Here is a 21,103-nt window from a genome sequence, read left to right on the forward strand (position 1 = left end):
TTTCTTTGCCTCTTTCAGCGACTAGGGTCGCGCGCTTAATGCTGGCGCAATCTGCGATGGGCGATCGTGGTGCCCGGGCGAAGGAGGAAGAATTACAATGTTCGGACTGACCAGGGGTCGGATTCAACTGATGGCGATAGCTGGCGGCGTGGCAATGCTGGCCGGGTGCGCCACTCCGCCGCCACCCCCGCCGCCCCCACCGCCACCGCCGCCGGTGAAGGTCATCCCGCCCAAGCCGACCCCACCGGGCGGCGCGACGGGCGCCATGTTCGTGCCCCCTGTCGGCCCCGACGGTATTCGGCGGACGGTGAATTACGGCATTTCGAGCGCGCAGATGCTCTGGAATGTCCGTTCGGCGTTGAACGTCGCGGCGCTCAATTGTCTGGAGGCGGAACATGCGGAGATTCTGCCGGCCTACAAGTCTCTCCTCGACCGGGGGGAGAAGACGCTGAAGAAGACCAACCGCAATCTCCTGGCCGAATATCGCGAAAGCTACGGTTCGGAAGGGCAGGCGGCCTACGACCGCTATATGACGCAGGTCTACAACTACTTCGCGCTTCCGCCGGCGCTCGACGAATTTTGCGACGCTTCGCAGCAGATCGCGCGGGAATCGCTGCTGGTAGAGCCGGAAAACTTCGATAGCTTCGCGATGCGCAGCCTGCCGGTGCTGGAGGCTGTGTTCGAGAATTTCTACCGCTCTTACGAAAACTATCGCACCTCGCTCGCGTCGTGGAATGCCGAATATGCTCCGGCGCAGCCGGGGGTGAATTCGTGGGGCGGGGCAAGCGATGGAACCGCATCGCTCGTCGCCACGCACGAGGGGGCGGAAGGCGAGACGGTTCAGGCCATTCCGACTTTCGAACCTTCGCCCAGCCTCGCCGCACAGCCGCCGGCGGAATCTGCGACCGATCAGGTTTCGGGTCAGGTTACAGGCTCGGTCCAGTCGATCGAAAGCACCGCGACGCTGACCGCCGAGCAACCGGTCCAGGCCGTATCGCAGCCGGTCGTTCAGGGCGAAGTCGTTCAGGGCGAAGCGCCTGCCCCGCAACCCGGTTTCGGCACCACGCTCAACACCGGGACCGCTCCGGCAGAGCCCGCCAGTGCGCCTTCCATCGTGCTGACCCCGACGCCCGAGGCCGAGGGGGGCAGCGACGACGACAACGGCGGCCGCTAGCGCACGGCGCAGCGGCCCGGGCCAATTTGCCCTTTGCAGCCCGCCCCGCTTTCGCTAAGGGGCGCGCTCGCCGGGCCGACAAGCGCCCGCAAGCAGACCTGGAACGGGGCCGTAGCTCAGTTGGGAGAGCGCGTCGTTCGCAATGACGAGGTCAGGGGTTCGATTCCCCTCGGCTCCACCAGGCACCCGCCGTGGCGAAAATTCGGTTCAGGATCGCGGCGCTGGCTGCGCGCTTGCTTTTGCGGCCGAACGCGCGAGGATAGCCAAAGGGGGCGCGGCCCCGCCGGCGCTTAAGGCTGAACTGATATGCATTTCCTCGACCAGGCAAAGATATTCCTCAAGTCCGGGGCGGGCGGGCCGGGTGCGGTCAGCTTCCGGCGCGAGAAATACATTGAATATGGCGGCCCCGATGGCGGCAATGGCGGTCGCGGGGGCGATATCGTGTTCGAAGCGGTCGCCGGCCTCAATACCCTGATCGATTTCCGGTATGCCCAGCATTTCAAGGCCCAGCGCGGTGCGCATGGCATGGGGAAAGATCGCACCGGCGCGGGCGCGCCGGATCTGGTGATCCCCGTGCCGGTCGGCACGCAGGTCCTGTCGGAAGACAAGGAAGACGTGCTGGCCGATTTCACCGAAGTCGGGCAGCGCCTCGTGTTCCTGGAAGGGGGCATGGGCGGCCGGGGCAACGCCAGTTACAAGACCAGCACCAACCGCGCGCCGCGCCAGCATCAGCCGGGCGAAGAGGGGCAGGAAATGTGGGTCTGGCTGCGGCTGAAGCTGCTCGCCGATGTCGGCCTGCTGGGCCTGCCCAACGCCGGGAAGAGCACGTTCATCAATCAGGTGACCAATGCCCGGGCCAAAGTGGGCGACTATGCCTTCACCACGCTGGTGCCTAAGCTCGGCGTCGTGCGCCACAAGGGGCGCGAATTCGTGCTGGCGGACATTCCCGGCCTGATCGCGGGCGCGGCAGAAGGGGCGGGGATCGGCGACCGGTTCCTGGGTCATATCGAACGCTGCCGCGTGCTGATCCATCTGATCGACATTTCGGGGCACGACCCGGCCGCCGCGATGCAGACGGTGCGGAGCGAACTCGCCGCTTATGGCGAAGGGCTGGCGGACAAGCCGCAGCTGATCGCGCTCAATAAGGTTGACCTGGCCGACGCCGAACTGGTCGACGGCTTTGCGAAAGAACTGCGCGAAGCGGGGGCAGCCGAAGTGTTCGGCGTGTCGGGCGCGACGGGTGCCGGGGTCGATGCCCTGATGGATGCCGTGCTCGGCTATCTGCCCGACAATACCACGACCGAAACCAAGGGCGCGGAGATCGAGGACATTTCCGAAGGGAACGAGGACTGGTCTCCGCTCGGTTAAGCGTTCGTGCCCACCGTTCCCGCGCTGTGCGATCACGTTGTGGATGACGGGCCGAAACGGCTGAGCTAAGCGCGCGCCATGGTCATCGCTGCCCTCCACGACCTGATCGATCCGGCTGCTGCCCGGCGGATCGTGCTCAAGATCGGCTCCTCTCTGCTGGTCGACGGGGCAGGCTGCCCGCGTGCGGAATGGCTGGAATCCATCGCCGGAGAGATCGCGGACTTTCGCGCCGCCGGGCGCGAGGTCGTTGTGGTCAGTTCGGGCGCCATCGCGCTGGGGGCGGCCCGCCTTGGGCTGGAACGGGGCGGGCGGGGCAGTCTGGCCGACGCGCAAGCCGCTGCGTCCGTTGGCCAGATCGCGCTGGCATCGCTGTGGTCGGAAAAGCTCGCCGCACGCGGGCTGACTGCGGCTCAGCTTCTGCTGACGCTGGACGATCTGGAGGATCGCCGGCGCTATCTCAACGCATCGTCGACCCTGGCGCGCCTGCTGGAAAGCGGTGCAGTGCCGGTCGTGAACGAGAACGACAGCGTCGCGACGCAGGAAATCCGCTTCGGCGACAACGACCGGCTGGCCGCGCGCGTGGCGCAGGCCGTGCGAGCGGATGCGGTCCTGCTGCTTTCCGATGTCGATGGCCTGTTCGATCGCAACCCGCGCGAGGCCGGGGCGCGACTGGTTCCGGTAGTCGACGGGATCGACGATGCGGTTCGCGCAATGGCCGATGGCGGGTCCGCTTCCGGCCTGGGATCGGGCGGAATGACATCGAAGCTGCAGGCCGCCGAAATCGCCGAGCGCGCCGGGATTGCGCTCGCCATCGTCAATGGCACGCATCGCGCGCCTATCGGCCGGGCGCTGGAAGGCGGGGTGGGGACGGTCTTCCTGCCGCGCCGCCGCGACGGCGCGCGCAAGGCGTGGCTGGGCGGGCGGCTGCGCGACCGGGGCGCGCTGGTGGTCGATGTGGGCTGCGCCGCGGCGCTGGCGCAAGGCGGCAGTCTGCTCGCCGCCGGGATCACTGCGGTGGAGGGAGCATTCGAACGCGGCGATCTGGTCGCGATCCGCGACCCTGCCGGTGCGGCAATCGCCCGCGGGCTGGCCGAATACGGCGCGGCCGAATGCCATGCGCTGAAGGGGCTGCGCAGCGCGGACCATGCGCGGGTGCTCGGCTATGCCCCGCGCGCAGCGGTGGTCCACCGCGACCATATGGTGATGCTGTGATGTTGGCGCTGACAGGCGGCACCGGCTTCGTCGGGCAGGCGACGCTGGACGCAGTGGCGCGTACCGGCCTGACGGCACGCGCACTTGCCCGCAAGGTGCCCGATGGCGCGCGGCCGGGGATCGAATGGGTCGGCGGCAGCCTGTCGGACCGCGACGCGCTCGCGCGGCTGGTCGATGGGGCGGAGGCGGTGATCCATATTGCCGGGCTGACCAGCACGCTGGTCCCGACAGAGTTCGAGGCGGCCAATGTCGCCGGAACGCTCGCCCTGATCGAAGCGGCCAAGGCCGCCGGTGTGCGGCGCTTCGTCTTCGTGTCCTCGCTCGCCGCGCGCCGGCCCGATCTGTCGGCTTACGGCGCGTCGAAAGCGCGGGCGGAAAAAGTCGTGGCGGCGAGCGGACTGGACTGGACAACGGTGCGCCCGCCGGCGGTTTACGGCCCGCGCGACCGCGACATGTTCGAACTGTTCCGCGCCGCGCGCCGCGGGGTCCTGCCGATGCCGCCGGCGGGGCGCGCCTCCATGATCCATGTGACCGACCTGGCCGAGCTGCTGCTCGCGCTCGTTTCCGGCGGGGAGAGGGTCAGCGGGGCCGTGTTCGAACCGGACGATGGCCAGCGCAATGGCTGGTCGCACCGCGACTTGGCGCTGGCTATCGGTGCCGCGGTTGGCCGGCGCCCGTGGGTGCCGCACCTGCCGCGCGGGGTGCTCGACTGGGCATCGCGGATCGATTGCGCCATCCGGCGGGGCAATGCGCGCCTGACCCCCGACCGGGTCGGCTACATGTGCCATCCCGACTGGGTTGCCGATCCCGACCGTGCGGTGCCCGCCAGCGTGTGGCAGCCGCGCCTTCCGACGCGAGAGGGGCTGGCAGCGACCGCGCAGTGGTATCGCGACAATGGCTGGCTGTAAGATCGCCTTGCCGCTTCGGTCCAGCTGAAAGATTCAGAACGCGGGATCGAATCCCGGCGGCAGTTCGCCATCGGGGGTCAGCGGCGTGTGAATGCCGCATTCGGTCTTGTCCCAGCCTTTCCACCGGCCCGAACGCGGATCTTCGCCCGGCGCGACCTTGTGCGTGCAGGGGCTGCATCCGATCGAGGGATAGCCTTCGGCCACCAGCGGATGCGGGGGCAGATCGTGCTCGGCGATATAGGCCGAGAGATCATCCGCGCTCCAGTCGATCAGCGGGTTGATCTTGAGCCGGCCCTGCGCGTCGGAGGTGTCGACTTCGAACCGGGGCAGGTTGGCGCGCGTGGCCGACTGGAACGCCTTGCGCCCGGTCAGCGTCGCATCGTAATCGGCCAGCGCGGCGGCCAGCGGCAGAACCTTGCGGATTTCGCAGCAGCCATCGGGATCGTAAGACCAGCGCAGCCCGCTCTCGTCACGCTTGGCGAGCAGCTCCGGATCGGGGCGCAGGTTGACCAGCCCGGTCAGGCCGAACCGCTCCACGATCTGGTCGCGATAGGCCAGCGTTTCGGGAAAGTGCTTGCCCGTTTCGAGGAACAGGACCGGCAGCGACGGATCGATCCGGGCGATAAGGTGAAGCAGGACCGCGCTTTCCGCGCCGAAGCTCGAAACCGTGGCAAGGTTTCCGACCAGCCCGTCACTGATTACCGCGCGCAGCATTTCGGCGGTATCGGCGCCGCGGAACATGCGGTTCAGCCGGATCGCATCGGCATCGCTGAAGCGCGGGCCGGTTTCGATCCGGTCGCGCAGGCGGATCGGATCGGCATCAGCCATTGTCGGCCCCGTGGCGCAGCTTCCAGATCGGCACGCGGGCGTCCGCAGCCGGCTGGTACACCTGCGGCCAGCGTTGAAGCGCGGCCTCGGCATCGGCGGGATCGAAGGGGCGATCGGGTGCGAAGGAATCGAACCCGCACCGGCGCATGGCCGAAAGCTGATCGACCAGCACGTCGCCCACCGCGCGCATTTCGCCGGTATAGCCGGCCTCGCGCAACAGGCGGGCGGCGGAATAGCCGCGCCCGTCGGTGAAGGCGGGGAAGTTCACTTCGACCAGGCGGATCTGATCGATATGCGGGATCAGCGCGCGGGCATCGTCGCCCGGCTCGATCCGCACGGCGGCGGCGTTCGACTGGTCGAGGAAGGCATCGACGGTCACCGCCGGATGATCGACCGTCTCGTCATCGCGAAAACGCAGCAGCTCAGCCATAGAGCGCCTCCTTGAACGGTTCCATGCCGATCCGGCGATAAGTGTCGAGGAAACGTTCCCCGTCCTGACGCTGGGCGAGATAGACGTCGGTGGCCTTTTCCACCGCGTCGACGATTCCCGCCTCGTCGAAACCCGGGCCGGTGATCTTGCCGAGCGAGGTATCGTCCGCCTCGCTGCCGCCCAGCAGCAACTGGTAGTTTTCGACGCCCTTCCGGTCGACGCCCAGAATGCCGATGTGGCCCGCGTGGTGGTGGCCGCAGGCATTGATGCAGCCGGAAATCTTGAGCTTCAGCTCGCCCAGCGTATCGCCCTTGCCGCTGGCGGCGAAGCGTTCGGAAATCTTCTGCGCCACGGGGATCGAACGGGCATTGGCGAGGCTGCAGTAATCGAGCCCGGGGCAGGCGATGATGTCGTCCACCTGATCGAGGTTGGGGGTCGACAGGCTGGCTTCGTCCAGCGCGCTCCACAGGGCGTGCAGGTCGGCCTTGCGCACATGGGGCAGGACGATGTTCTGCGTGTGCATCACGCGCAGTTCGTCGAAACTGTACTGCTCGGCCAGATCGGCGATCAGGCGCATCTGGTCGGCGCTGGCATCACCCGGAATGCCGCCCACCGGCTTCAGGCTGATGACGGCGGACACATAGCCCGGGGCCTTGTGCGCCACGCAGTTGCGATCGACCCAGAGGGCGAAATCGGGGTCCGTGCGGTCGACCGTATCAGGCAGGCCCTGTTCGAACGGCGGATCGGCGAAATAGCCCTTGATCCGTTCCAGCTCCGCCATCGGCGGTTCGATATCCTGGGCCAGAAGGTGAGCGAATTCCTCCTCCACCTGGCGGGTATATTCTTCCGCGCCGAGTTCGTGGACCAGGATCTTGATCCGTGCCTTGAACTTGTTGTCGCGGCGGCCGTAGCGGTTGTAAACCCGCAGGCACGCTTCCGAATATGTCACCAGCTGATCCAGCGGCAGAAATTCGCGGATGCACGGTGCGATCATCGGCGTGCGGCCCATGCCGCCACCGACATAGAACGCAGCGCCCAGCTCGCCCGCGTCGTTCTTCACGATGCGGATGCCGATATCGTGCAGCTTCATCGCTGCGCGGTCCGCCTCGCTCGCGATCACCGCGATCTTGAACTTGCGCGGCAGGGCAAGGAATTCGGGGTGGAAGCTCGACCATTGGCGCAGCAGCTCGGCATAAGGGCGCGGGTCGATCAGCTCGTCCGCCGTGGCGCCGGCGAAATGGTCCGAACTGATATTGCGGATGCAGTTGCCGCTGGTCTGGATGGCGTGCATTTCCACTTTGGCCAGATCGGCCAGAATGTCGCCTGCATCTTCCAGCTTGATCCAGTTGTACTGGATGTTCTGGCGCGTGGTGAAATGGCCATATCCGCGGTCGTACTTGTCCGCGATATCGGCCAGCGCGCGCATCTGTTGCCCGTTGAGCGTGCCGTAGGGCACGGCAACCCGCAGCATATAGGCGTGGAGCTGGAGGTAGAGGCCGTTCATCAGCCGCAGCGGCTTGAACTGGTCTTCGCTCAGCTTGCCTTCGACACGGCGGCGCACCTGGTCGCGGAATTCGGCGACGCGGGCATCGACCATGGCCTGGTCGTATTGATCGTATTTATACATCAGATCACCCAGTTGCCGGCAGTGGGGTCGGCGGGTTTGAGCGTAAGGTCCGGGCGAACGGTGGGGCCGAGCGCGCGGATGCGGTCCTTGATATGGGCGGGCCGGACGCCGTCGGCGGTCTTCTCGCCCACGATCACGTAAGGGGCGTTGACGCGGCGGGCGGCCTCTTCGCGCAGGGCGATGTCTTCCGCCTGCTCGCCCGCGTCGATCGCGTCTTCGACGTGGATCGACCAGTCGACCCCGGTCCACCACACGACGGCGCCGGTCTTCAGGTCGTTTCCGGTTACGATGTTCATCGCGCCGCCTCCGCCGCCAGTGCGGCCACGTGTGCATCGCCGCGCGCGGCGACTTCGCCGATCACGATCAGTGCCGGGCTTTGCACCCGTTCGCGTGCGACCAGATCGGGCAGGGCGGCCAGCGGACCGCGCAGCACGCGCATTTCGGCGCGGCAGGCGTTCTCGATCACGGCCAGCGGCATGTCGGGGGCGAGGCCATCGGCCATCAGCTTTTCCGCAATCTGCGGCGCGGTCTTGACGCCCATGTAGATCACCAGCGTCCGGCCCTTGCCTGCCAGGCCGGCCCAGTCCTGTTCCGAAAGCCCCTTGCACTGGCCTGCGACGAAGCTGACGACGCTGGCGGCGTCGCGGTGGGTCAGGGCGATCTGGCTTGCGGCGGCGGCGCCGTTGGCGGCGCTGATCCCGGGCACGACCTGCACCGGAATGCCGGCGGCGCGGCAGGCTTCCGCTTCTTCCCCACCGCGGCCGAAGATAAACGGATCGCCGCCCTTCAGCCGCACGACGTCGCGCCCCTTGCGCGCCTCGCGCACCAGCAGATCGCAGATCGCGTCTTGCGGCAAAGTGTGGCGGGCGCGGCGCTTTGCGACCGAAACCAGCCGCGCGGACTGGGGGGCGAGGGCGAGTACGGCGGGATCGACCAGCCCATCGTGGACCACGATTTCGGCGCCCTGCAACAGGCGTGCGGCGCGCAGCGTCAACAGGTCCGGGTCGCCCGGGCCCGCGCCGACAAGATATACGGTTCCGACAGTATCCATGCAGCGCAAGATGCGCCGGGCCGGCCGCCTGCGCCAACGAGAATGCATGTCAGTGCAGCTAGGATTGGTTTTGATAGCCGCGATAGCGGCACCGCAAGCCTAGCTTTCGCGCTTTTCGACCCTTTGTGAGACCGCGGCGATAAGCTGTTCCAGCTGTTCGTTTCCACGCAGGTTGAGATCGCGCTGCGGGAAGGGGATTTCCACGTTGTGCTGCTGGAACTTGCGCCAGATATTCTTGAACACGTCGGACCGGACGTTGTTCACCCCTTCTTCCGGGTCGCTGATCCAGAACCGGACCTGGAAGTTGATCGAATTGTCGCCGAATTCCATCAGCCGAACGGCGGGCTCGGGCCATTCGAGCACGCGCGGGGTGCCGATCGTCGCTTCCAGCAGCAGCTTTTCCACCAGATCGATATCGCTGCCATAGGCCACGCCCACCGGCGCCTTCACCCGCACATCGCGTGACGAGTAGGACCAGTTTTCGACCTGGTTCACCATCAGGTTCTCGTTCGGAATGAGGTATTCCTTGCGGTCGCGGGTGATGATCGAAATCGCGCGGATGCCGATCTTGCGGATCTGGCCGAAGCTTTCGTTGCCCGCCATGTCGGCCACGGCGATCACGTCGCCCGGCTTGATCGACCGGTCGGTCAGCAGGATGATCCCGGCAATCAGGTTGCCGAATGTCTTTTGCAGGCCGAACCCGATGGCGAGGCCGAAGGCACCGGAAAACACCGCCAGCGCGGTCAGATCGATGCCCAGAATGTCGATCCCGATCAGGATCGCGACGGCCCAGATGGCGAGGGACACGACCTTTTCGGTCAGCAGCCGCTGCGTCGCATCGAACCGCGATACGCGCTTGATCGCCCCGCGCGCGATCCATACGCCGACCCGTGCGAGCAGATAGACGGCGGCGATCACCATCAGGACGACCAGCCCGCTCCAGACCGAAAAACGCGTATCGCCGATGGTGAAGCCCAGCGCGTCCAGCCGTTCGACGATCTCGCCCACGGTGATGCTGTGTTCGGCCACCGTGTCTTTCAACGATTCGGCGCCGACCACCGGCTCCTCGATCCCCGGCGTCGGCGTGGGCGAGGGGGCGGGCGAAGGCGGGGGCGTGCTGTCGGCTGGCGGGGTTACGGTCGGGGTGGTCATTTCTGCTCCATCTGGGCGAGTCCGCGGGCGAGATCCTCGATCAGGTCGGCGGGATCTTCCAGACCGATCGAAAGGCGCACACCGCAGCGGTGGGCCGGGTCCCAGTGGGCCGGCGGCCAGGATGTGGCGGTGCGGATGGCGGCCGGGTCGATCGGCAGGGCCAGGCTTTCGTACCCGCCCCAGCTGAAGCCGATCCCGAACAGCGAAAGGCCATCGACGAAGCGTTCGGCCATCCGGGCGTCGTCAGCCGCGAAAATCACGCTGAACAGCCCGCAGCCGCCGGAAAAGTCGCGCCGCCACAGATCGTGGCCGGGCGAACCGGGGTGCATGGGGCAGAGCACGTGGGCGACTTCTGGCCGATCCGCCAGCCATTCGGCCAGCGCCAGGGCCGTGGCGCTCGTCCGTTCGAGCCGCAGGCCCATCGTGCGCAACCCACGCAGGGCCAGCGCGGCATCGTCGGGCGAGACGACCTGGCCCAGCGCCTGCGCGGTCTGGCGCAGGCGGCGATACCAGCGATCGCCCCCGCTTGCCGCACCCATCAACAGGTCGGAATGGCCGCCAACATGTTTGGTCAGGCTCATGATCGAAATGTCGCATCCGCGTTCGAGCGCGGGGAAACCGATGGGGGAGGCCCAGGTGTTGTCGATCAGGCTGACCGCGCCCTTCTCGCGGGCCATGGCGGCCAGCGCGGGAACGTCGCAGACTTCCATCGTCAGGCTGCCGGGGTTTTCCAGCAGGACCGCTTTCGTCCGGTCGCAGAAGCGATCCGCAAAACCATCGATGTCGAGCGGATCGAAGAAGCGCGCCTCCACCCCCAGCCGGTGGAGCAGGCCGTTGGCCATGACCCGGCTCGGTTCGTAAGCGTTGTCGGTCACCAGCAGGACATCACCCGGCTTGAGAACGGCCAGCAGCGCGCCGGCAATCGCGGCAACACCGCTGGGATAGAGCACCGTGCCGGCCGCACCGGGCTCGATCGCCGTCAGCGCATCGGCCAGGGCCCATTGGGTCGGCGCGCCGCGGCGGCCGTAGAAGAACCGCCCATCCTCGTTCGCCGCGCCGCCATCCTTCAACGCCGCGGTATCGGGATAGAGATGGGTGCTCGCCCGCCAGACGGGCGGGTTGACCACCGGGCCGGTCCACTCCGCACGCCGTCCGGCGGCGGTCAGTTGTGTATTGGTGCCTTTCGGCCCCCCGTCGGAATTCACTCGGCCGCTCCCGTTTCCTTGGGCGTATCGGGGTCGGCGCCCCATTCGCTCCAGCTGCCATCGTATAGCGCGATGTCGCCCTTGCCCAACAGGGCGAGCGCGAACAGGACAACCGCCGCCGTCACGCCGCTGCCGCAGGTCGTCGCGACCGGCCGGTCCAGATCGACGCCCGCCGCGGCGAAGGCGGCGCGCAGGTCGCTGGGGGATTTGAAAGTGCCGTCGTCGTTCAGCAGCGCGCGGAAATGCAGGTTGCGCGCGCCGGGGATATGCCCGCCGGGCAGGCCGTGGACCGCATCCATCGTTTCGCCCGCGAACCGGGCCGCATCCCGAGCGTCCACCACCTGATCGCGGCGGCTTTGCAGGTTGGCGAGCATATCGGCCCTGGTCCTGAGCATGGCCGGGTCAGGCGCGGTCGCGTCCGGCTGCGGGGCGGAGGGGCAGGGCGGGGCTTCGCCGGTTTCCAGCGGTCGCCCCTCTGCCTTCCACTGGCCCAGTCCGCCATCGAGGATCGCGACATTGCCCCATTCGAACAGGCGAAAAATGAACCAGGCGCGGGCCGCGCTGCGCAAGGCGCTGTCATCGTAAAGCACGACCGGCCTATCCGCGCCGATGCCCAGGGTGGCAAGGCGCTGGGCAAATTGGTCGGCGCGAGGCACCGCCGCGGCTATGGGAGAGGTATCATCCTGAAATGTCGCAAGATCGAGGAAGCGCGCGCCGGGAATGTGGCCTTGCGCAAACTCCGCCCCGGCATCGCGCCCGGCACCGGGCAAATGCTTGCTGGCGTCGAGCACGACCACCGAACCGAGGTTCGCCGCCAGCCAGCCGGTCGAAACGAGAATGTCCATGCGCAAACGGGTAGCGACGGCGACCCGCGCCGTCGAGGGGCAAGGCTGCTCGGTCCTCACGCAGGGGCGCTCGGGCCGCAAGCGGTGGTTGAGGGGCGGGGAAGCTGGCATCGGTGAACCACCGTCACCCTGAACGTGTTTCAGAGCCCATTCCTCCTCCCGCGCTGTGGGTGCTGGGCGGCACAATGGATGCTGAATCAAGTTCAGCATGACGGGTAGAGCATCATGCTGCCCACACTTGCTCCCCCCGCGGAGGCGGGGGCCTCAAGCCGCAGGCGCTGTGCCCGATAGCCCCGAGACCCCCGCCTGCGCGGGGGATCGGAGGGGGCAGGCAGTTTTCGCGGGTAGTGATCCCCTGCGAAAGCAGGGGTCCATGATGGCGGGCGCTGAGGCTGTGTCGGGGTTCCTGCTTTCGCAGGAACTCGCGGCGGGGCGGTCAGGGCCAGCCCACACCCGATCATCCGCTGGCGAGTGCGGACGGTTGCGCCGGGAGGGCAAGCGGACGGAATCGGCCGGTGCCGCCTGGGCATCACAGGATTGCCACCTGGGCGTCACAGGGTTGCCTTGGTAACATCGTCGCGAGTGGCGGAAGGGGTTACGCACAACCTGCCGCACAGCCCTAAGAGGGATGCAAGGCACGGAAGAGGGCCAGGGCTCGCGCTCACCCAATCCGTCTGGAACTCGGGTCCCTGTCGTTCGCGGTGTTGAGGGCCACCGCGACAAACGAACATGCCGTTCCAAAACTCCTCGCATCCCGGCACAGGGTGCTTTCTCTAGAAGGTCACTAGCTCCCCGAGGCACCGGCCGTATGGACGAAGCGGCCAGACGTGACGCGTACACGCTTCGACCCCGTCGCTTGAGCCAGTGTGGACTGGCCTTCACCACATAACCAAAACGGTTATAAATGTCAAGCCAAATGTGCCAATGTCCCCGCGGCACCGATCCCCCGCGCAGGCGGGGGTCTCAGGCTACCTACCGCAGCGCCAGCGGCCTGAGGCCCCCGCCTGCGCGGGGGCGGCGGCTTGCGGGCCTCAGGCGGGGTAATCCTAAACCGTCTCGTCCTGTCTCAACGTCAGGACTTCGACCCCGTTGGATGTCACGGCGACGGTATGTTCGAACTGGGCGGAGAGTTTTCCGTCCCGGGTAACGACCGTCCAGCCGTCTTCTCGCGTGACGGTGCTGCGCGAGCCGAGGTTGACCATCGGTTCGATGGTGAAGGTCATCCCCTCGCGCAGTCGCAGCCCCCGGCCGGGGCGCCCGAAATTGAGGACTTGCGGCTCCTCGTGCATTTCGCGCCCGATGCCGTGGCCGCAGTATTCCTTGACCACCGAGCAGCCGTGTTTTTTGGCATGTTTCTCGATCGCGAAACCGACATCGCCAAGACTCGCCCCCGGCCGGACCTTGCGGATGCCGGCCCACATCGCCCCGCGCGCAACCGCCACCACCTTCCTTGCCTGCGGAGACGCTTCGCCGACGATATAGGTCTTGCTGGAATCGGCGATAAAACCGTTCTTTTCCAGTGTGATATCGAGATTGATGATATCGCCTTCGCCAACGATGTCCGCGGTCGACGGCACGCCGTGACAGACGACTTCGTTGATCGAACTGTTCAGGACATATTCGAAGCCATATTGCCCCTGGCTGGCAGGGCGCGCGGCAAGATCGTCGCGAATGAACCGCTCGACAATGTCGTTGATCTGCATCGTCGACATGCCAGCAAGATCGAGCGTATCGAGCATCTCGAACACCGAGCCGAGCAGGCGGCCCGAAATACGCATCAGGGCGATTTCCTCTGCCGTTTTCACCATGTCAGGCGACCAGGCGGCTGTCGTCGTCGTCGCGGTCGTCGTCGCCATTCTCGCCAGCGGCGGCCAGTTGCTGCCTGACGATATCGTTGAACGAAAGGGTCGGGTTCGCCTCTGCAAGCCGGCCGATCTTCATCCAGAATTCGGCCTGAGCATTGATGGACCGGCACATTACCGCGCTGGCGGCACGTATCTGCTCGTGCAGCGCTTCATCGATTTTGACGAGTCCCATGAATGTCCTTCTTCCGGCAAATATACGGTTCAGATACGTTTCATATATAGGTCCTGTCAATTCAGACATGGCGAGGCCCGCCAAAACCGCCGCTCCGGTTCAATTACCTGCCCGCCCGGTCTCTTTATTTTGCAACCCAATTGCGCCATCATCGTTACGGACTGGAAGCGAGAGGAGAGTTCCGTGCCCCAGCCCGAAGCCGTCCGCGTTCCGCAAGGGGCGGACCTGGCCGGCGAATTTCGCCGCACACGCCGGCTGACGGCCGCGCTTGCCGATCCGCTGTCCGACGCCGATGCGACGATCCAGTCGATGGAAGACGCCTCGCCCGCCAAGTGGCATCTGGCGCACACGACCTGGTTCTGGGAAACCTTCCTCCTGCGTGACCATTGCGCCGATTATCGCCTCTATCGCGAAGACTGGCCCTTCCTGTTCAATTCCTATTACGAAGCCGAAGGCGCGCGGATCGGGCGGTTCAGCCGGGGAATGCTGTCGCGCCCGACCGTGGCCGAGATCTGCCAGTGGCGCGACCATGTCGATGCGGCGATGGCCCCGCTGCTGGACGATCCGGACTGCGCCGGGATGATCGCGCTGGGGATCGCGCACGAGCAGCAGCATCAGGAACTCCTGCTGACCGATATCAAGCACGCGCTGTTCCAGAACCCGCTCGGCCCCGCGATGTGGGATCGCGCGGCCCGTGCGGGCGAAGGGCAGGGCGAGGCCGCGGACGGCTGGCACAGTCATCCGGGCGGCATCGCGCTGATTGGCCACGACGGCGAAGGGTTCGCTTTCGACAACGAGGGGCCGCGCCACCGCGTCCTGCTCGAACCCTTTGCCCTGGCCCGGCGGCTGGTGACCAATGCCGAGTGGGATGCCTTCATCGCCGATGGCGGCTATCGCGATGCGCGGCTGTGGCTGTCCGACGGCTGGGCCTGGGTGAACGAGCACGGCATTTCCGCGCCGCTCTACTGGCACGAAGGCCGGGCCTTCACCCACTGCGGCTGGCAGGATCGCGACCCCGCCGCGCCCGTCACCCATATTTCCTATTACGAGGCCGATGCTTTCGCGACCTGGGCGGGCGCGCGCCTGCCGACCGAGTTCGAATGGGAAGCGATCGCGCGCGGGCAGCACGTTGAAACCGCACCGGCGCACGATCCGGCAGGCGGCAACCAGCTCGATCATCCCGATGATTGGGGCGGGCCGCCGCTGCCCGGGGGCAGCGATGCCCTGTTCGGCGATTGCTGGCAGTTCACCCGCTCGGCCTATCTCCCCTATCCCCGCTTCGCGCCGTGCGAGGGGGCGGTGGGCGAATACAATGGCAAGTTCATGTCCGGCCAGTTCGTGCTGAAAGGCGCGAGCTGCGCCACGGTGCGTGGCCATTCGCGCGCCAGTTACCGCAATTTCTTCTACCCGCACCAGCGCTGGCAGTTCACCGGCCTGCGGCTTGCAAAGGATATCTGATGGCTGCCGATCCGGGTTTGTCGCTGGTCGATCTCGATAGCGACGGGGTGGACCGCGCCTTTCGCGGCGACGTGCTGGAGGGGTTGCGCCAGCCGCAGAAGGCGATCCCCGCGCGCTGGCTTTACGACGATGCCGGGTCCGAGCTGTTCGAGGATATCACCCGGCTGGAGGAATATTATCCGACCCGCGCGGAGACGGAGATCCTGCGCGGCAGCGGCGCGGAGTTCGCAGCCGAGATCGGGCCGAGCCGCGCGGTGGTGGAATTCGGCAGCGGCAGTTCGGTCAAGACACCGCTGCTGCTGGAAGCGATCGCACCGGCGGCTTACGTCCCGCTCGACATTGCCGGCGATTTCCTGCGCGCGGCGGCGGCCGATCTCGCCGCCAAGTTCCCCGGCCTGCCGGTCTATCCGGTGGAGGCGGATTTCATGCGCAAGGTCGCGCTGCCCGACGCGGTGGAGGGGGACCCCAAGCTGGGGTTCTTCCCCGGATCGACGATCGGCAACATGGTCCCGCGCACAGCGGTCAACCTGCTGCGCACGATGCGCGCGACGCTGGGGCCGGATTCGAAGCTGCTGATCGGGATGGACCTGATCAAGGACCCGGCCGTGCTGAAGGCGGCATACGACGATGCAGCGGGGGTCACCGCACAGTTCAACCTCAACTTAGCTCGAAGAATAAATCGCGAGCTGGACGGGACGATCCCGGTCGACGGCTTGCGCCATGTAGCGCGCTGGAACGACGATTTCGCGCGGGTCGAAATGCACCTAGAGGCGCAGCGCGACCTGGCCTTTACCGTGGCGGGCGAAAGCTTTTCCCTCGCGCAGGGCGAAACGATCCATACCGAAAACAGCCACAAGTTCTCGCGCCGCAGCGCCAATGCCTTGCTGCTGGCGGGCGAATGGACGCCGGTGCGGCGGTGGAAGGATTCGCAGGGGCGCTTCTCGCTGATCCTGGCCGAAGCGACGATCGCACGCAGCGCGCCCTGACGCGGCGCAGCGGCGCATGGAACCGCGCCGCGATAGTCCCTATATCCCGAACGTGGACCTCAATTCGCTCCTCAATTCGGTTGCCGGCGTGATCGCGGACATCCCGCGTTCGGGCCTGCTGATGGCGACGGTCGCCGCGCTGCTGGCCGGCTGGGCTGGCTCGATCATGGCCCGGCGCAACCTTGCGCTGGGCGTGTTCATCCGGCGGCTGAGCACGCTGGCGCTGGTCGGCATCATGGTCATGCTGGTCTTGCAGCTATCGCGCTTCGACCCGCGGATAGAGCTGGCGGTGCCGCAGATGGGCCTGCCCGAACAGGTCGTGGAGGGGGCGGAAACGCGCATCCCCCTGGCGCCGGACGGGCATTTCTGGCTCCGCGCCGACGTGAATGGAGAACCGGTCGCCTTCATGGTCGATACCGGTGCGACGTTGACCGCTGTGTCCTCCACCGTGGCCGAACGGATCGGGCTGGAGCCGCGACCGGGCGGCATTCCGGTGCGGCTGAACACTGCCAACGGCACGATTTCCGCCCGCATCGCAACGATCGAGGAAATGCGCTTCGGCAATGTCGCGGCACGCGGGCTCGACGCCGTGATCGCGCCCAATCTGGGCGACACCAGCGTGGTCGGGATGAACCTGCTCTCGCGCCTGAAATCGTGGCGGGTGGAGGATAACACGTTGATTCTCGTGCCCAACAACCCGCAGCCGACGGTCGAATTCGCGCGCTAGCTGGGGGTTGGGACCGGGCCGCTGCGATCAGGCGTGGCGCGCCATTCGCCAGTTGAGCGCATGACCGATGGCGAGCGCAATAGCGCCGGGGACGGTCAGAACGGTTTCGATCAGCTCGTCCGGTGCGATGAATGCACCCAGCGCCAGCAGCGCCAGGCCAACGAGCGCGATCGCCACCGGGCGCGTGCGGCGATGGCGGCGATAGCCGCCCGCCAGCGCGAAAACGCTCGCCGGAAAGGCGAAAGCCAGCGCCCAGACATGAAAACTTTCGGGAAAGGCGAGCCAGGCGCCCAGCGTCGGCAGCAGAACCAGCAGCGCGGGAAGCAGCAGGCAGTGGACCAGGCACACGGCGGAAGCGCCGATGGCGAGCCCGTCGAGCAGGCGCTGACGTCGGGAAATTGCGGGCATCCTTTTCTCTCATGGCAATGCGTTCGTGCCGGCGGGCGGCTCACGACGCGGGGACGGCAGGCGGGAAGTGATAATGATATAATGTATCATTGTTCAGGTCGCAAGAGGGTTTCGCAAATGCGGTGGGCAAGGCGCGGAAATCCGTCCGCTTCTGGTCGCATATCCCTGCCGGACGGGAGCGAATAGCTTTCGTCTATGGCTCGCGAAAGGGTCACTCATGGGCCTCGCTTCACCCAGTCGCCTAGGGTTCACGGCCCTGAAGCGAGTAGAACCTTGATCCAACGACACAGCCCCTTTCATCGCCCGCACCACCTGTGCAGCGCCGCACTGGCAGCGCTTGCCGCCAGCGTTCTTGCGGCCTGCGCCGGATCGCCGCCGATCGCGCAGGCGCCCGCGTCCTTTGCCGACCCGAAGGCCGAGCGCGAGGCCGTGGTGGTCGCCGCGCACCCCGAGGCGACCCGCGCCGGGATCGCGGTGATCGAGCGCGGGGGCAGCGCGATCGACGCCGCCATCGCGGTCCAGGCGATGCTGGGGCTGGTCGAACCGCAAAGCTCGGGCATCGGCGGGGGCGCTTTCCTGCTCCATTACGATGCGCAGAGCGGCGCGGTCACCGCCTACAACGGGCGCGAGAAGGCCCCTGCCGGCGCGCAGGCCGACATGCTGCTGGGCGAAGACGGCAGCCCCCTGCCGCGCAGTGAGGCCATGCTGGGCGGCCGCGCGAGCGGTGTTCCCGGCGTTCTGGCAATGCTGGAAATGGCCCATGCCGACCACGGCCGCCTGCCCTGGGCCGATGCCTTCCGCGAAACGATCGCTCTTGCACGCGAAGGCTATCCGCTGACCGGACGGACCGAGCGTTATGTCCACGGCGATTACCCGCAGTCCGCCGCGCCCGACGTGCGCGCCACGTTCAGCGATGCGAGCGGGCGGCTGCTGCGCGAAGGCGATCGCTTCGCCAACCCCGCCTATGCCGAAACCCTGGCGCTGATCGCCGGGGGCGGGGCCGGGGCGTTCTATCGCAGCGAACGGACCGCCGGCGCGATTGTCGGGCGCACGGGCGAGGGCCCGCTGGCAGGCACGATGACCCGCGCCGATCTGGAAAGCTACCGCGCGGAGAAGGTCGAACCGGTTTGCCGACCCTATCGCCTCTACCGCGTCTGCGTTCCGCCGCCGCCGTCGAGCGGGGTCGCGGTGCTGCAGATCCTGGGCCTGCTGGAAGGGACGGACATTGCCGCGCGCGGGCCGGGCGATCCGCAGGCCTGGTTCCTCTTCGCCGAGGCCAGCCGCCTCGCCTATGCCGACCGCGATCGCTACGTCGGCGATCCGGCCTTCGTGCGCGTGCCGGTCGATGCCATGCTCGATCGCGAATATCTCGCCGCGCGCCGCGCGCTGATCGGGCAGAGCGCGATGCCCGCACCGGAAGCGGGCGCGCTGACGCAGCAGGCCCGCGGCCGCGATTCCACGCGCGAGCCGACGGGCACTTCCCACTTCGTGATCGCCGACACCGATGGGAACATCGTGTCGATGACGACGACGGTCGAATCCTATTTCGGGTCCGGCCGCGCGGTCGCCGGGTTCTTCCTCAACAATCAGTTGACCGACTTCTCCTTCGCACCGGTCGATGAAGAGGGGCGCCCGGCGGCCAACGCCGTCGCGGGGGGCAAGCGGCCGCGGTCGTCGATGTCGCCGACCATCGTGCTCGATCAGGACGGGCGGGTCGTCGCCGCGCTCGGCTCCCCCGGCGGCAACGCGATCATCGCCTATGTCGCCAAGACGATCGTCGGCATGGTCGACTGGGGCCTGTCCCCGGAAAAGGCGATTGCGCTGCCCAACCTCGTCGCGCGCGGCGATGCCTTCCGGGGGGAGGCGGACAAGTTCTCCCCCGCCGTGCGCGCCGCGCTGGCCGCGCGCGGGGTGACCGTTCGCCCCGGTAGCGGCGAGGAATCGGGGCTTCACGCGATCTTCGCCGATGGCGAAGGCGGCTTTGCCGGCGGGGCCGATCCGCGCCGCGACGGCACGGTCCAGCGGCTGGAAGCGACAACGCCGCGATGACCGTGCCACAATCCGCAATCGTGGTCGGCGCGGGCGTCGTCGGGGTTTCGACCGCCTATGCCCTTGCGCGCCGGGGCGTAGCCGTGACCCTGGTGGAGCGGCACGAGGAGCCGGGGATGGAAACCTCGCACGCCAATGGCGCGCAGCTCAGCTATCTCTACACCGATGCCCTGGCCAGCCCGGCACTGCTGACCCAGATGCCCAAGCTGGCGCTGGGGCTGGTGCCCGCGTTCCGGATGCGCCGCCGGCTCGATCCCGATTACCTGCGCTGGATCGGCGCCTTCCTGCGTAATTGCACGCGCGAACGGTTTCGCGACAATACGCTGGCGACATTGCAGCTCGCGCTCGAATCGCGGGTGGCGATGGAAGAACTGGCGAACGCCCATCCGCTCGATTTCGGATATCGCACGGCGGGCAAGATGCACGTCTACCGCTCGCAGCGCGCGTGGGACGCTGCCCGCACGGTGGCGGAGATGAAGGCCGGGCCGGGCGTCGTCCAGCACGCGCTGGCGCCTTCGGAAGCGTTCCTGATGGAGCCTGCGCTGGAACGCGCGGCGCCCGGGATCAGGGGCGTGCTCCATTCGCCGGAAGAAGCGGTGGGCGATCCCCATCGTTTCGCCTGCGCCATGCGCGATCTGCTGGTCGACCGGTTCGGCGCGGATACGCGCTTCGGGCGCAGCGTCGCACGCCTGCGGCTGGACGACGACCGGGCGCGGGCGATCTGCGAGGATGGGGAGGAACTGGCCGCCGACATGATCGTCGATTGTTCCGGGTCCGAAGGCGGACGGCTGCTGCGGCCTTTCGACATTCGCCTGCCGATCATGCCGATGAAGGGATATTCGTTCACCGCGCCCGCCGCCCCGGCATCGCCCAGCATCAGCATAACCGACGTGGAGGCGAAGATCGTCTTCACCCGCCTGGGCGCGCAAGTGCGGGTGGCCGGGCTGGCCGATCTGGGCAATGTCGATCGCGCGGTCGATCCGCGGCGCATGGCCGCGCTGGTCGACGGCGCGCGCCGTTCGCTGCCGCGCGGTGCCGCTTTCGACCGGGCCAGCGCCTTCTGGACCGGCCTGCGCCCGATGACGCCCGATGCGCAGCCGCGCATCGCCCGGCCGCATCCGCGGCTGGCCTACAACCTCGGCCACGGCGTGCTCGGCTGGACCCTCGCGATGGGTTCGGCCGAACGCCTGGCCCGCCTGGTCCTGCGCTGAGCGACAGGGCGGGTTTCCCCTTCCAGCCACAGGAGATAGCTTCGATGACCATCGACCAGACCGCCCCTGCCGGGCCGCCGCTGAGCAAGACCCGCCGGGCCGGACCCCTGCTGTTTGTTTCCGGCCAGCTGCCGCGCACGCCCGAAGGCGGCATGTGCCAGGGCACGATCGAGGAACAGACCGAACAGGCGATCGCCAACTTGCGCACCGTTCTGCAGGGCGAGGGGCTGGACCTGGCAGACGTGGTCAAGACCACGGTCTGGATCACTCGCGCCGAGCTTTCGGCCGGCATGAACGCGGCCTATGCCCGGCTGTTCCCGACCCCCTATCCGACCCGTTCGACCGTGGTTTCCGGCCTCGTTGCGGCTGCCGATGTCGAGATCGAGGCGGTCGCCTTCGACCCGCGCTGATTTCCCGCCTGCACATC

21 protein-coding genes and 1 tRNA gene are annotated in these 21,103 nt (G+C 67.2%); 11 read left to right on the plus strand and 11 right to left on the minus strand.

Annotated features, from left to right (window positions below):
• Positions 1-130 precede the first annotated feature (130 nt).
• The 5 genes from AM2010_RS13650 to AM2010_RS02255 all read left to right on the plus strand — a co-directional run bounded on the left by AM2010_RS13650 (position 131) and on the right by AM2010_RS02255 (position 4,662).
• Positions 131-1,174: a hypothetical protein gene (locus AM2010_RS13650; RefSeq protein WP_150115214.1), complete on the plus strand. Its 1,044-nt coding sequence runs from the start codon at positions 131-133 to the stop codon at positions 1,172-1,174.
• A gap of 105 nt (positions 1,175-1,279) precedes the next feature.
• A tRNA-Ala gene (locus AM2010_RS02240) sits at positions 1,280-1,355 on the plus strand.
• Positions 1,356-1,480: 125 nt separating this feature from the next.
• A complete protein-coding gene (gene cgtA / locus AM2010_RS02245; RefSeq protein WP_047805689.1) occupies positions 1,481-2,542 on the plus strand; it encodes an Obg family GTPase CgtA in 1,062 nt (353 codons plus the stop codon).
• A gap of 78 nt (positions 2,543-2,620) precedes the next feature.
• Positions 2,621-3,754: a glutamate 5-kinase gene (gene proB / locus AM2010_RS02250; protein WP_047805690.1), complete on the plus strand. Its 1,134-nt coding sequence runs from the start codon at positions 2,621-2,623 to the stop codon at positions 3,752-3,754.
• Positions 3,754-4,662 (plus strand): NAD-dependent epimerase/dehydratase family protein, encoded by a 909-nt coding sequence (locus AM2010_RS02255; protein WP_047805691.1) that lies wholly within the window; start codon positions 3,754-3,756, stop codon positions 4,660-4,662. The genes proB and AM2010_RS02255 overlap by 1 nt, the downstream gene beginning before the upstream one ends.
• 33 nt (positions 4,663-4,695) lie before the next feature.
• Here AM2010_RS02255 and AM2010_RS02260 read toward each other — a convergent pair whose 3' ends face one another.
• From AM2010_RS02260 to AM2010_RS02305, 10 genes are all read right to left on the minus strand, one after another.
• The gene (locus AM2010_RS02260; RefSeq protein ID WP_047805692.1) at positions 4,696-5,490 is read right to left on the minus strand and encodes a phosphoadenylyl-sulfate reductase; all 795 of its coding nucleotides are present in this window, start codon (positions 5,488-5,490) and stop codon (positions 4,696-4,698) included.
• On the minus strand, positions 5,483-5,920 hold the full coding sequence (locus tag AM2010_RS02265; RefSeq protein WP_047805693.1) for a DUF934 domain-containing protein: 438 nt from the start codon (positions 5,918-5,920) through the stop codon (positions 5,483-5,485). Before AM2010_RS02265 ends, AM2010_RS02260 begins: the two co-directional genes overlap by 8 nt.
• Positions 5,913-7,547, minus strand: a complete 1,635-nt coding sequence (locus tag AM2010_RS02270; RefSeq protein ID WP_047805694.1) for a nitrite/sulfite reductase — start codon at positions 7,545-7,547, stop codon at positions 5,913-5,915. The genes AM2010_RS02265 and AM2010_RS02270 overlap by 8 nt, the downstream gene beginning before the upstream one ends.
• Positions 7,547-7,843 carry a DUF2849 domain-containing protein gene (locus AM2010_RS02275; protein ID WP_047805695.1) on the minus strand — a complete coding sequence of 99 codons (297 nt, stop codon included), beginning with the start codon at positions 7,841-7,843 and terminating at the stop codon, positions 7,547-7,549. Before AM2010_RS02275 ends, AM2010_RS02270 begins: the two co-directional genes overlap by 1 nt.
• Entirely contained in the window at positions 7,840-8,598 is a 759-nt protein-coding gene (gene cobA, locus AM2010_RS02280) for a uroporphyrinogen-III C-methyltransferase (RefSeq protein WP_047805696.1), read from the minus strand. The genes AM2010_RS02275 and cobA overlap by 4 nt, the downstream gene beginning before the upstream one ends.
• A gap of 99 nt (positions 8,599-8,697) precedes the next feature.
• Positions 8,698-9,750: a mechanosensitive ion channel family protein gene (locus AM2010_RS02285; protein WP_047805697.1), complete on the minus strand. Its 1,053-nt coding sequence runs from the start codon at positions 9,748-9,750 to the stop codon at positions 8,698-8,700.
• Complete coding sequence (gene metC, locus AM2010_RS02290; protein ID WP_047805698.1) at positions 9,747-10,955, minus strand: cystathionine beta-lyase; 1,209 nt, start codon at positions 10,953-10,955, stop codon at positions 9,747-9,749. The genes AM2010_RS02285 and metC overlap by 4 nt, the downstream gene beginning before the upstream one ends.
• A complete protein-coding gene (locus tag AM2010_RS02295; protein WP_047805699.1) occupies positions 10,952-11,800 on the minus strand; it encodes a sulfurtransferase in 849 nt (282 codons plus the stop codon). The genes metC and AM2010_RS02295 overlap by 4 nt, the downstream gene beginning before the upstream one ends.
• A gap of 1,046 nt (positions 11,801-12,846) precedes the next feature.
• Positions 12,847-13,608: a type I methionyl aminopeptidase gene (gene map / locus AM2010_RS02300; protein WP_047807625.1), complete on the minus strand. Its 762-nt coding sequence runs from the start codon at positions 13,606-13,608 to the stop codon at positions 12,847-12,849.
• A 1-nt stretch (position 13,609) separates the two neighbouring features.
• The gene (locus AM2010_RS02305) at positions 13,610-13,837 is read right to left on the minus strand and encodes a ParD-like family protein (RefSeq protein ID WP_047805700.1); all 228 of its coding nucleotides are present in this window, start codon (positions 13,835-13,837) and stop codon (positions 13,610-13,612) included.
• 183 nt (positions 13,838-14,020) lie between these two features.
• On the opposite strand from AM2010_RS02305, the gene egtB reads away from it, so the two are divergent.
• The 3 genes from egtB to AM2010_RS02320 are packed head-to-tail and all read left to right on the plus strand — an operon-like array spanning position 14,021 to position 17,008.
• Positions 14,021-15,295, plus strand: coding sequence for an ergothioneine biosynthesis protein EgtB (egtB, locus tag AM2010_RS02310; protein WP_047805701.1), 1,275 nt, complete (start codon positions 14,021-14,023; stop codon positions 15,293-15,295).
• Positions 15,295-16,281: an L-histidine N(alpha)-methyltransferase gene (gene egtD / locus AM2010_RS02315; RefSeq protein ID WP_047805702.1), complete on the plus strand. Its 987-nt coding sequence runs from the start codon at positions 15,295-15,297 to the stop codon at positions 16,279-16,281. Before egtB ends, egtD begins: the two co-directional genes overlap by 1 nt.
• 52 nt (positions 16,282-16,333) lie before the next feature.
• A complete protein-coding gene (locus AM2010_RS02320; protein ID WP_047807626.1) occupies positions 16,334-17,008 on the plus strand; it encodes a retropepsin-like aspartic protease family protein in 675 nt (224 codons plus the stop codon).
• 27 nt (positions 17,009-17,035) lie between these two features.
• Here the strand turns inward: AM2010_RS02320 and AM2010_RS02325 are convergent, their stop codons facing one another.
• Positions 17,036-17,416 carry a MerC domain-containing protein gene (locus AM2010_RS02325; RefSeq protein ID WP_047805703.1) on the minus strand — a complete coding sequence of 127 codons (381 nt, stop codon included), beginning with the start codon at positions 17,414-17,416 and terminating at the stop codon, positions 17,036-17,038.
• A 273-nt stretch (positions 17,417-17,689) separates the two neighbouring features.
• Between AM2010_RS02325 and ggt the strand changes: the two genes are divergently transcribed.
• Genes ggt through AM2010_RS02340 form a run of 3 tightly spaced genes read left to right on the plus strand, consistent with a single transcriptional unit; the run spans position 17,690 to position 21,086 of the window.
• Positions 17,690-19,465, plus strand: a complete 1,776-nt coding sequence (gene ggt / locus AM2010_RS02330; protein WP_236699388.1) for a gamma-glutamyltransferase — start codon at positions 17,690-17,692, stop codon at positions 19,463-19,465.
• Entirely contained in the window at positions 19,462-20,676 is a 1,215-nt protein-coding gene (locus AM2010_RS02335) for an FAD-dependent oxidoreductase (protein WP_047805704.1), read from the plus strand. Before ggt ends, AM2010_RS02335 begins: the two co-directional genes overlap by 4 nt.
• 44 nt (positions 20,677-20,720) lie before the next feature.
• Entirely contained in the window at positions 20,721-21,086 is a 366-nt protein-coding gene (locus AM2010_RS02340) for a RidA family protein (RefSeq protein WP_047805705.1), read from the plus strand.
• The last annotated feature ends 17 nt before the right edge of the window (positions 21,087-21,103 follow it).

The organism is Pelagerythrobacter marensis (genome assembly GCF_001028625.1).
Classification (GTDB): Bacteria; Pseudomonadota; Alphaproteobacteria; order Sphingomonadales; family Sphingomonadaceae; genus Pelagerythrobacter; species Pelagerythrobacter marensis.

What these genes read in the sequence shown, in the direction of transcription:
- AM2010_RS13650 (WP_150115214.1), top strand. Translation starts at nt 131, where the DNA reads ATGGCGATAGCTGGCGGCGTGGCAATGCTGGCCGGGTGCGCCACTCCG.
- cgtA (WP_047805689.1), top strand. Translation starts at nt 1,481, where the DNA reads ATGCATTTCCTCGACCAGGCAAAGATATTCCTCAAGTCCGGGGCGGGC.
- proB (WP_047805690.1), top strand. Translation starts at nt 2,621, where the DNA reads ATGGTCATCGCTGCCCTCCACGACCTGATCGATCCGGCTGCTGCCCGG.
- AM2010_RS02255 (WP_047805691.1), top strand. Translation starts at nt 3,754, where the DNA reads ATGTTGGCGCTGACAGGCGGCACCGGCTTCGTCGGGCAGGCGACGCTG.
- AM2010_RS02260 (WP_047805692.1), bottom strand. Translation starts at nt 5,490, where the DNA reads ATGGCTGATGCCGATCCGATCCGCCTGCGCGACCGGATCGAAACCGGC.
- AM2010_RS02265 (WP_047805693.1), bottom strand. Translation starts at nt 5,920, where the DNA reads ATGGCTGAGCTGCTGCGTTTTCGCGATGACGAGACGGTCGATCATCCG.
- AM2010_RS02270 (WP_047805694.1), bottom strand. Translation starts at nt 7,547, where the DNA reads ATGTATAAATACGATCAATACGACCAGGCCATGGTCGATGCCCGCGTC.
- AM2010_RS02275 (WP_047805695.1), bottom strand. Translation starts at nt 7,843, where the DNA reads ATGAACATCGTAACCGGAAACGACCTGAAGACCGGCGCCGTCGTGTGG.
- cobA (WP_047805696.1), bottom strand. Translation starts at nt 8,598, where the DNA reads ATGGATACTGTCGGAACCGTATATCTTGTCGGCGCGGGCCCGGGCGAC.
- AM2010_RS02285 (WP_047805697.1), bottom strand. Translation starts at nt 9,750, where the DNA reads ATGACCACCCCGACCGTAACCCCGCCAGCCGACAGCACGCCCCCGCCT.
- AM2010_RS02295 (WP_047805699.1), bottom strand. Translation starts at nt 11,800, where the DNA reads ATGGACATTCTCGTTTCGACCGGCTGGCTGGCGGCGAACCTCGGTTCG.
- map (WP_047807625.1), bottom strand. Translation starts at nt 13,608, where the DNA reads ATGGTGAAAACGGCAGAGGAAATCGCCCTGATGCGTATTTCGGGCCGC.
- AM2010_RS02305 (WP_047805700.1), bottom strand. Translation starts at nt 13,837, where the DNA reads ATGGGACTCGTCAAAATCGATGAAGCGCTGCACGAGCAGATACGTGCC.
- egtD (WP_047805702.1), top strand. Translation starts at nt 15,295, where the DNA reads ATGGCTGCCGATCCGGGTTTGTCGCTGGTCGATCTCGATAGCGACGGG.
- AM2010_RS02325 (WP_047805703.1), bottom strand. Translation starts at nt 17,416, where the DNA reads ATGCCCGCAATTTCCCGACGTCAGCGCCTGCTCGACGGGCTCGCCATC.
- AM2010_RS02335 (WP_047805704.1), top strand. Translation starts at nt 19,462, where the DNA reads ATGACCGTGCCACAATCCGCAATCGTGGTCGGCGCGGGCGTCGTCGGG.
- AM2010_RS02340 (WP_047805705.1), top strand. Translation starts at nt 20,721, where the DNA reads ATGACCATCGACCAGACCGCCCCTGCCGGGCCGCCGCTGAGCAAGACC.